This is a genomic window from Arthrobacter sp. TJ-217, assembly GCF_058269255.1.
In genome coordinates this window covers 1-8,262 of the sequence record NZ_JBZCNJ010000018.1, presented here as the reverse complement: position 1 = coordinate 8,262, position 8,262 = coordinate 1, and the positions used below count along the sequence as shown (strand labels likewise).

At 67.0% G+C, this 8,262-nt stretch carries 7 protein-coding genes and 1 pseudogene; 1 reads left to right on the top strand and 7 read right to left on the bottom strand.

What is annotated here, in order from left to right:
- Window positions 1–426 precede the first annotated feature (426 nt).
- Genes mnhG through mbhE form a run of 6 tightly spaced genes read right to left on the bottom strand, consistent with a single transcriptional unit; the run spans window position 427 to window position 5,992 of the window.
- Window positions 427–795, bottom strand: coding sequence for a monovalent cation/H(+) antiporter subunit G (gene mnhG, locus AC4D2R_RS17855; protein ID WP_490941443.1), 369 nt, complete (start codon window positions 793–795; stop codon window positions 427–429).
- A complete protein-coding gene (locus tag AC4D2R_RS17850; protein WP_490903509.1) occupies window positions 792–1,049 on the bottom strand; it encodes an MrpF/PhaF family protein in 258 nt (85 codons plus the stop codon). Before AC4D2R_RS17850 ends, mnhG begins: the two co-directional genes overlap by 4 nt.
- Window positions 1,043–1,411 (bottom strand): Na+/H+ antiporter subunit E, encoded by a 369-nt coding sequence (locus tag AC4D2R_RS17845; RefSeq protein WP_490941442.1) that lies wholly within the window; start codon window positions 1,409–1,411, stop codon window positions 1,043–1,045. Before AC4D2R_RS17845 ends, AC4D2R_RS17850 begins: the two co-directional genes overlap by 7 nt.
- On the bottom strand, window positions 1,408–2,868 hold the full coding sequence (locus AC4D2R_RS17840) for a monovalent cation/H+ antiporter subunit D family protein (RefSeq protein WP_490941441.1): 1,461 nt from the start codon (window positions 2,866–2,868) through the stop codon (window positions 1,408–1,410). The genes AC4D2R_RS17845 and AC4D2R_RS17840 overlap by 4 nt, the downstream gene beginning before the upstream one ends.
- On the bottom strand, window positions 2,865–3,281 hold the full coding sequence (locus AC4D2R_RS17835; protein WP_490941440.1) for a sodium:proton antiporter: 417 nt from the start codon (window positions 3,279–3,281) through the stop codon (window positions 2,865–2,867). The genes AC4D2R_RS17840 and AC4D2R_RS17835 overlap by 4 nt, the downstream gene beginning before the upstream one ends.
- Window positions 3,278–5,992, bottom strand: a complete 2,715-nt coding sequence (mbhE, locus tag AC4D2R_RS17830; protein ID WP_490941444.1) for a hydrogen gas-evolving membrane-bound hydrogenase subunit E — start codon at window positions 5,990–5,992, stop codon at window positions 3,278–3,280. Before mbhE ends, AC4D2R_RS17835 begins: the two co-directional genes overlap by 4 nt.
- A 462-nt stretch (window positions 5,993–6,454) precedes the next feature.
- Here mbhE and AC4D2R_RS17825 point away from each other — a divergent pair, with 462 nt between their 5' ends.
- Complete coding sequence (locus AC4D2R_RS17825; protein ID WP_490941439.1) at window positions 6,455–7,597, top strand: calcium/sodium antiporter; 1,143 nt, start codon at window positions 6,455–6,457, stop codon at window positions 7,595–7,597.
- Between the two features lie 171 nt (window positions 7,598–7,768).
- On the opposite strand, the pseudogene AC4D2R_RS17820 reads toward AC4D2R_RS17825, so the two are convergent.
- Window positions 7,769–7,951, bottom strand: a pseudogene (locus AC4D2R_RS17820) (YidH family protein); the annotation flags it as partial.
- Between the last annotated feature and the right edge of the window lie 311 nt (window positions 7,952–8,262).

The window sequence follows — 8,262 nt, the reverse complement described above, 5'->3', positions numbered from 1 at the left end:
AGGCTTTCGATCGGGCTTCGGGCCGTTGGAACGCCCGGCGCCGGGCGATGTCGAAGACATGGCATCATTCTGGCATGACAGCCGATCACCTTCACCGGCTGCCCCCCGGGCTCAGCGGTGGTCAGTGCCGTCCTGGGCACACCGGAATCCGCTGTGGGTCGTGGCGGAGTCCACGGGCAGATCCACGTCAAGGATGCCCCGTCGGCGCTGCGCTCCGGTGGGGTCACGGTCCTTGACGTCGTTCCGGAAATGAGGAGCCCTTGGCGTAACCCAGGACCTCATGCCCCGCACCGTGCAAGTTGGCACGGTTCCCGAGGTCCTTTCTCGGTGGTCGCCGGGTGCATATGACTGACGGTGAGGTAGCAGGGGTGGTATGACCGGAGCGGTCGTGTGTGCTGCCGGGCTACGGAGAGCCAGGGCGAGCGCTCACGGTTTGGAGTTGTGGTCGTCCTCGGTGAGGTTGCCGAGGTCCGGGGCGAGTTCGTCGTAGGCGGTGCTGGGATCCAGGGGCGTGTGCGACCGGTATGCGGCGCGGGAGAGTGCAAAGCTTCCGGCCGGAACGGTGATGAGTTGGAGGATGATCGCGGCAAGGGCCTTGAAGTGGGCGCTGAGATCGGCAACCAGGAGGGCACTTCCGGCCAGGACACACACGACGCCCAATCCAGCGGCCTTGCCGGCGGCGTTCATTCGCGAGTAGGCGTCAGGCAACCGCACCAGTCCCAGACCGGCGAGTCCGATAAGCAGGAGGCCGAGCAGGAGCAGGAGAACGCTGAGCACATCGGCAATGCCGGTCATGGGGAGTTCCGATCGACAAGTCGGGCCAGGGAGATGCTGGCGAGAAACCCGACGAGGGTGGCCACGAGCGCCAGGTCGAAGAACATCGGCTCGTCGAAGCGCACTGCGGCCAGTGCAATGACCGCGATGAGCACGAAGTAGGCCACATCGGCGGCGACTGCCCGGTCGGCGTTGGTGGGTCCTACCACCATGCGCCACAGCGTGGCGAGGAGGGTCAGGCCGAGCAGGATGAACCCGGCATTGAGGATCACCATGATGCTCCTGTGGATTGCGGAAACACGGAGTCGAGCATGCGCTTCTCCATGTCCTGGATCTGGCGGCGGAGGTCGTTGGCGTCCGGAGCGTGCAAACCGTGCACGTACATCACCGGAGGCGAGGTGTGTACTTCCAGAACCAGGGTGCCGGGGGTGAGCGTGACCAGCGCCGTCAGCAGGGCCACGGGGTTTTCACGGGATGAGCGCAGCGGCACCCGGACGATCCCGGGCACGACACGGGGCCGGGGTGCGAGGACGTGCCGGGCGACCGAGACGTTGGCGCTGATGAGCTGGCCGAGGTACCACAGGAGGAACCAGAGCAGCCGCCCCAGCCGGGCCGGCAGGCGCAACAGCCGGTTCATTGGGCGCCCCCCACAGCCTGCGCATACTCCGTGGCGTCCAGCAGGGCGGTGGCCGCCTGTTCGGTCCAGGGCAGCAGCACCTCAGCGCCCACGCCGAGGGCCAGGGAGATCACTGTGAGCACCAGGGCCGGGAGGGCAGCTCCGACGGGCACCCGGCGTCGTTGTCTTTGGTGTTCCGGTGGTTCACCCCAAAAGGTGCCGAGCCAGATCTTCACCATGGAGGTGAGGGTCAACAGGCTCACCGCGACGGCGGCCGCCGCACCGACGTACTGTCCCTCGCTCACGGCGGCCACGACCAAGGCGAACTTCGCCACGAACCCGGAGAACGGGGGCAGTCCGGCCAGGGACAGGGCGGCTCCGATGAAGGCAAACGCCAGCAAGGGTTCACGGGCGCGTAGTCCCCCGAGCTGGTCGAGGTGGTCGGTGCCGTATCCGTGGTGAACCGCCCCTGCCACCAGCAGCAGGGAAGCCTTCACCAGCACGTACTGGATCAGATAATAGATTGCCGCGCCAAGTCCGGCGATTCCGAACAGGGCGATACCCAGGACGATGTAACCGATCTGGCTGACCATGTGGAAGCTGAGGATCTCACGCATGCTCTGCTGCCCCACGGCCCCCAACACGCCCACAACCATGGTGATCACCGCGATGGCCACGATCAGCAGGTGGTAGCGCGGGTCCCCGTCGAAAACCACCGCATAGACGCGCAGCGAGGCGTAGAGACCGACCTTCGTGAGCAGTCCGCTGAACAGGGCCAGCACGGCCGGATGGGCGTGGGGGTAGGAACGGGGCAGCCACCCATGCACGGGCACGACGGCGGCCTTCACCGCCAGGGCCAGCATCACCACCCCGGCGGCAACGGCCACCGATGGAGACTCCAGGGCCTGCCCGGCCAACTGACCGATGTTCACGGTGCCGGCAGCACCGTACACCAGACCGACTCCGGCGACGAGGACGGTGGAGGCCAGCAGGTTCACCGGCACATAGACCCGGGCCGCCGCCAATTGGTCGCGTCCACCCTGGAGGGTCAGCAGCACGTAGGAGGGCACCAGCATGATTTCGATGCTCACGAACAGGTTGAACAGGTCCCCGGTCAGATATGCCCCGTACACCCCGGCGGTGAGTACGAGCACCAGTGGCCAGAAGTGCGGATGAGCGTCCGATCCGGTGGCGGCGGCGAACCCGGTGCAGGCCAGCACGACGACCGCGGACATCGCCAGCAACAGCGCGGAAAGCGTGTCGGCCACCAGTGGGATGGCAATGCCCGCCGGCCAGCCGGCGATCTGCTCGACGACGATGCCCCCGCGCGTTTGAGTCAGGAGCAGAAGGCTGAGGGCCAACACCACCGCGGTGAGGGTGAAACCGACCGCCCGGTGGACCCACCGAGCCGGGACAAGCAGCAGTACGGCGGCGCCGAGCACAGGGGCGGCGACCGGCAGGGCCAACACAGCGTTCATCGGCCCTCCTGCCCGGGCCCGGCCCGCCCGGACATATCCGGCCGCGATGACGCATCCCGGGGCGTCTCTTCAGCCGTGCCGGCGCCCGGGGGATCGTCCTCGGGAGAGGGTGCGTCGTCATCGGCGCGTTCGGAGGTGCGCAGGGCGAGCACCAGCAGGTAGATGGTGATGCCGAAGGTGATGACGATCGCCGTCAGCGCGAAGGCCTGCGGCAGGGGGTCGGCGGCCTGGGCCGGGACGCCGTCCCCGACCAGGGGTGGTTGCCGCCGTTGGAGTCCTCCGGCGGCGAGCAGGATCACATTCGCCGCGTGTCCCAGCAGCACGAAGCCAAAGACCACCCGGACAAGTTCCCGCTGCAACACCATGTAGACCCCGGCGGCGGCCAGCAGGCCCACGACGATGGCGGCGCTCATGCGGGCCTCCCCAGGCGGTCGACGGCGCGGATGACGAGGCCCAGGACGGTGAGGAACACCCCGACGTCGAAGACCAGGGCAGCGGTGAGTTTGACCGGGCCCAGCGCCACTGCACCGCCGGTCAGGAAGGATCCGGCCCAGATCAGGCCACCGAGCCCGGTGAGCACGGCCAGCCCGATGCCGACTCCCAGCATCCATGGGACAGCCCGGCGGAGGTGGACCATGCCTCGTGCCCCTTCGGCCAGGTAGCGCAGGGCCACGGCGGTACCGGTGACCAAAGCGGCGATAAACCCTCCCCCGGGATCGTTGTGGCCGCGCAGCAGGAGGTATCCCGCGAAGAGCACGAGTACCGGTGAGAGCAGCCTTTGGATCCGGGTGAGCAGCACGGGTTGTCGGGGCTCCCGCTCGGCATCCTTAGCCGACCAGGTGCGCAGCAGTATGCCGACGCCGACGGCCACCATGGCCAGCACCGTGACCTCCCCCAGCGTATCGAGGCCCCGGAAGTCGACCAGAACGGTGTTGACCACGTTCGTTCCACCGGTCTGTGCCTGTGCCTCCTCCAGCAGGTACTGCCCGGTGGCGGAGAGATCGCGCTGCCCGGTCAGGGCCAGCGCGCCTGCGGCGGCGGCCAGCCCGGCAGCAACGGCCATCACCGCGGTCGCGGCCCCGCGCGGCCGGGTGGGGCGGGCGAAGGTCGCGGGCAACTGCCTTAGGACCAAGACGGCGATCAGAACGGTGAGAATCTCCACGAGCAACTGGGTGAGGACCAGGTCGGGGCCTCCCGCGAACAGGAACCACACAGCCATCAAATAGCCCACCACGCCCAACAGCGCCACCACCGCGAAGCGGGACCGCGTGAGTGCCAGCATCAACACCGTGGGAGCCAACAGGGCGATGACGAACCAGTCCTCACGACGTGTGGTTTCCAGCTGCTGTGGCAGCACTGGCGCAGCAATCACTGCCACTAGGGCCAGGGCCAGCAGCCCGCCGAGGATCGGACTCAGCTGCCCGGCGGTCGAACTGGTCTGGGAAGGACGCCCCACCGCCGCCCCAAGACGCAGGATTCCTGAATAGAGGGCGTCGAAGGCTCCGGCGCCGGTGACCGGCATGTGCCACCGCTGCAGGCTTCGATCGATGCGATCCCGGCGCAGGTAGAGCACCGTCCCCAACGCCAGGGTCGCCGCGGACAGGCCCAGTGCCGGGGTGAACCCGTGCCAAAACTCCAGATAGTACGTGGCGTCCTGCCCCTGGGGTGCGACATCGCTGACGACGCGGTTGACCAAGGGGGTGAGTACGCCGACTCCAATACCCAGCACCACGGAGATCACCACCGGCACGGCGGCGGGGGCGAGTAAGATTTTGGAGGGCTCGTACAGCTTGCGTTGGAGCAGTGGCCCGGTGAAGGCCCCGACAAAGATGCGCGCCGCGTAGGCGAAGGTGAGGGTGGCGGCCAGCACTGCGAAGGCCGCCGCTGCGATTCCCACCCACGCCGGTCCACCGGTGCGTCCGGGGGCGTCCAGGAACGCCTCGTAGAGGGTCTCCTTACTCACGAACCCCAGCATGGGTGGCACCCCGGCCATGGACAGGGCAGCGATGCCGGTCAGGGTGGCGGTCACCGGCATGACCCGGCGCAACCCGGAAAGCTTTCGAATGTCCCGGCTGCCGGCTTCACGGTCGATGATGCCCACAAGCATGAAAAGGGTGGCTTTGAACAGCCCGTGGGCGAAGGTGTGGGTGGCGACGGCCCCGAGGGCCGCGGGGGTGCCGACGCCGGTCGCGGCGACCAACAACCCCAGTTGGCTCATGGTCGAGTAGGCCAGCAGCGCTTTGAGGTCGTGCTGGCGCAGGGCGAACAGCGCCCCGACGATGGCTGTGGCCAGCCCAACGGTCAGCAGGACATAGGTCCACACCGGTTGGTCACCGTAAATCGGTGCGAAACGCAGCAGCAGGTAGATGCCGGCCTTGACCATGGTCGCCGCATGCAGGTAGGCGCTGATCGGGGTGAGAGCGACCATCGCCCCGGGCAGCCAGAAATGGAACGGCAGCTGGGCGGACTTGGTGAACGCCGCGAGGATGATCAACACCTCCACCGCAGGGGCATACCCCGAGGAGTGCAGCAGCTCAGGGTTGGCCAGTACGGCGGACAGGTCGGTTGTGCCGGTTCCGGCAGTCAGGACGGCGAGTCCTCCCAGCAGGGCCAGCCCGCCCGCCCCAGTGACCAGGAACGCGCGCATAGCCGGTTTGGCTCCGGTGGTACCCGTCCCGCCGATGAGGAAGAAGGAGCAGATCGTAGTCAGTTCCCAGCACAGAAACAACGTCAGAACGTCTGAGGCCATCACCAGCCCGAGCATTGCGGTGGCGAAGCCGGTCAGCAGGGTGTACAGCCGGACCGCAGGGGCCTCTGGTTCAAGGTAGCGGGCGCTGTAGGCCATCACCAGGGCGCCCACCCCGAGCACGAGCAGCGCAAACAGCGACGCCAATCCGTCCAGGCGCAGCGCGAAATGCACCTCCAACGACGGAATCCACGCCCAGGTGGCGGTGGGGGTTGCGCCCGCCGTCACTTCCGGCAGTTGCGCCACGACCAACCCGGCGGCGAGGAGGAAGCCCGCAGCGATTGGATACCCGGCGTTGCGGCCGAGCCCCCGGACCAGCAGCGGTGCGGCCAGTGTGAGCACCACCAGCACGACCAGAGGCAGGGCCGGGGACTGCATCACCACTCAGCCCCGGTTCCAAGGCCGGCGAAGCACGGAGGGAACAACCCGTCGGCCGACCCGTCCTGGGCCACCGGCGCGGCGGTGCGCCCGCAGCCGATCAACCCGTGGTTCCCGCTGGCCAGATGGCCTTCGCGATGCCGCACGTCACCGACCATTGCAGTGGCCCCTTCCTCGAAAGGTGTGGTGCGAGACGCAGGGTGCGGCTGAAGTGCTGTGCCGCTCCTTCCACGAGCCGTAGCGGCCCATGGTCAGCGAATTACCGAGCTTGCTTGAAAGCACGGTACTTGCCCCGCCCTGCTGTCCGTCAAGGGATCGGCACTCATTGCTTTTTGCGACAGGGCAACGAATTAGATCAGCATGGCCGACGGTGGCCGGGGAGGGTGGTGCGCCTTGGTGGCGGGCCTTGTGGGATCCACCTTGGACGTGTCGGCTTGGGCGGTCGTGCGTAGACTCGAGGCCATGATTCTCCCGGACGTCGGGCGCATCGCCTTGGGGTTGGTGTTGCTCATAGCAGGAGGAGAGTTGCTTGTGCGCGGCGCATCGTCGCTGGCCGTACGAGCGGGTATTTCGTCTTTGGTCGTAGGGCTCACCGTCGTCTCGATCGCCACCTCGGCCCCGGAACTGGCGGTGGCCATCAAGTCCGTTCTTGACGGGGAGCCAGAACTGGCCTTGGGCAATGTGGTCGGCAGCAACATCGCCAACATCCTGCTCATCCTCGGCCTCTCGGCCCTCATCGCTCCGCTGGCGGTCAAACACCAGTTGGTGCGTTTCGACCTGCCCTTGCTGGTAGCCCTGTCGGTGATGCTGCTCCTGCTCTCCGTCGACGGCCGTATCAGCACGGTGGACGGATTGATCCTGTTCATGGCGGTGATCCTCCATGGTGGACTGACCGTTGTGTTGGGTCGGCGCCGAAGCACGGCATCCCGATCCAACTCGGGACTTTCAAGGGATGCCCCGGGCGGAAGCGAGGTGCACGAAGGTGGACAGCGTCCAAACGTCCCGTTGGGCCTTTCGCTTGTTTTTGTGGCTGTTGGGGTGGCATTGCTGGTGGCCGGAGCAAACGTTTTGGTGGAGGGGGCAGTCAACATCGCCGCCACTTTCGGCATCAGCAGCCTCGTGGTTGGCCTCACTGTCGTGGCCATCGGCACGTCCTTGCCCGAGCTGGTGGCGTCCATCATCGCCATGCGCCGCGGAGAGCGGGACCTGGCCGTGGGCAACGTCGTTGGCAGCTGCATCTTCAACATTGGGATGGTGCTCGGTGTGCCGGCCTTGTTCTTCTCCGGGGGCCTGCCGGTACCCGATGCCGCAGTTGCTTTCGATCTGCCGGTGATGGTGGCAACCTCGATCGCCTTGTTGCCCGTCGCGTTCACCGGCTTCGCCGTGGCCCGGTGGGAAGGTGGGCTCTTTGTGATCCTGTTCTTGGCCTATACCGGATTCGTGGTGCTGGCCGCCACCGAACACGATGCCTTGGAAGGAGTTACGGCAGTCATGGCATGGTTCGTGCTGCCGTTGATCACGCTGACCATGGTTGCTTTCACCGCCTACGAGATTGGATTGCGCAAAGGTCGCGGAAAGCGTGGGCGTCGCACGGGCGCATCGTAAGCATCGGTGGTACCGCGTCGAGCTGCTGGATGTCTCGGGCGAGGTTTTGGAGAATCGCCGTTGATCGGTGCTGGGTACCACGCCCTACTGCTAATGGCGGGCCGCTAGCGGAGGGGCAGCCCCCCGGTGACAATCATCGCTCCAGTGGTGCGGTGCCAGGCCAGGGACGTACGCCAGCAGGGCCAGCGCCGTCCTGGTCCAGGCGAGGAAGGTCCGCTCGTTGGCGAGGGTGAACCGGGGATCGGGTTCCTCTCCCCCGCGCACGACCGCGGCGGCAAGGCCGCTGCGCGGCGGTGTGTCCTTCGCCGCCTTGTCGTGGGTGGATCCGGGAGGATTTTCAGCCGGCGGAGTCACCAATTTGTGCTACGGCTTGAATGCCAGCGACCGCCGGGAACTCCGGATTCGGGGCCAGCGGTGGGAGGCTCTGAGCAACGGATCAAGCGTTCCGAAGTGGTATCCGGCCGGCAGATCGCTGGCAGTCCGTCGACGGGCGTGGATAGGCTGAACCGGTGGATGCTACTTCCCTGTTGCAACCGCGCAGCCTGCGCACCGTGGCCCTGCGCACCCTCGGTGGTTTTATCGCGGTTCAGGCGACCGTGATCGCCACGCTGATCGCCGCGGACGCGCTCAAGCGCCGATCCCGGGTGCGGCGCTCCCGATTCCCC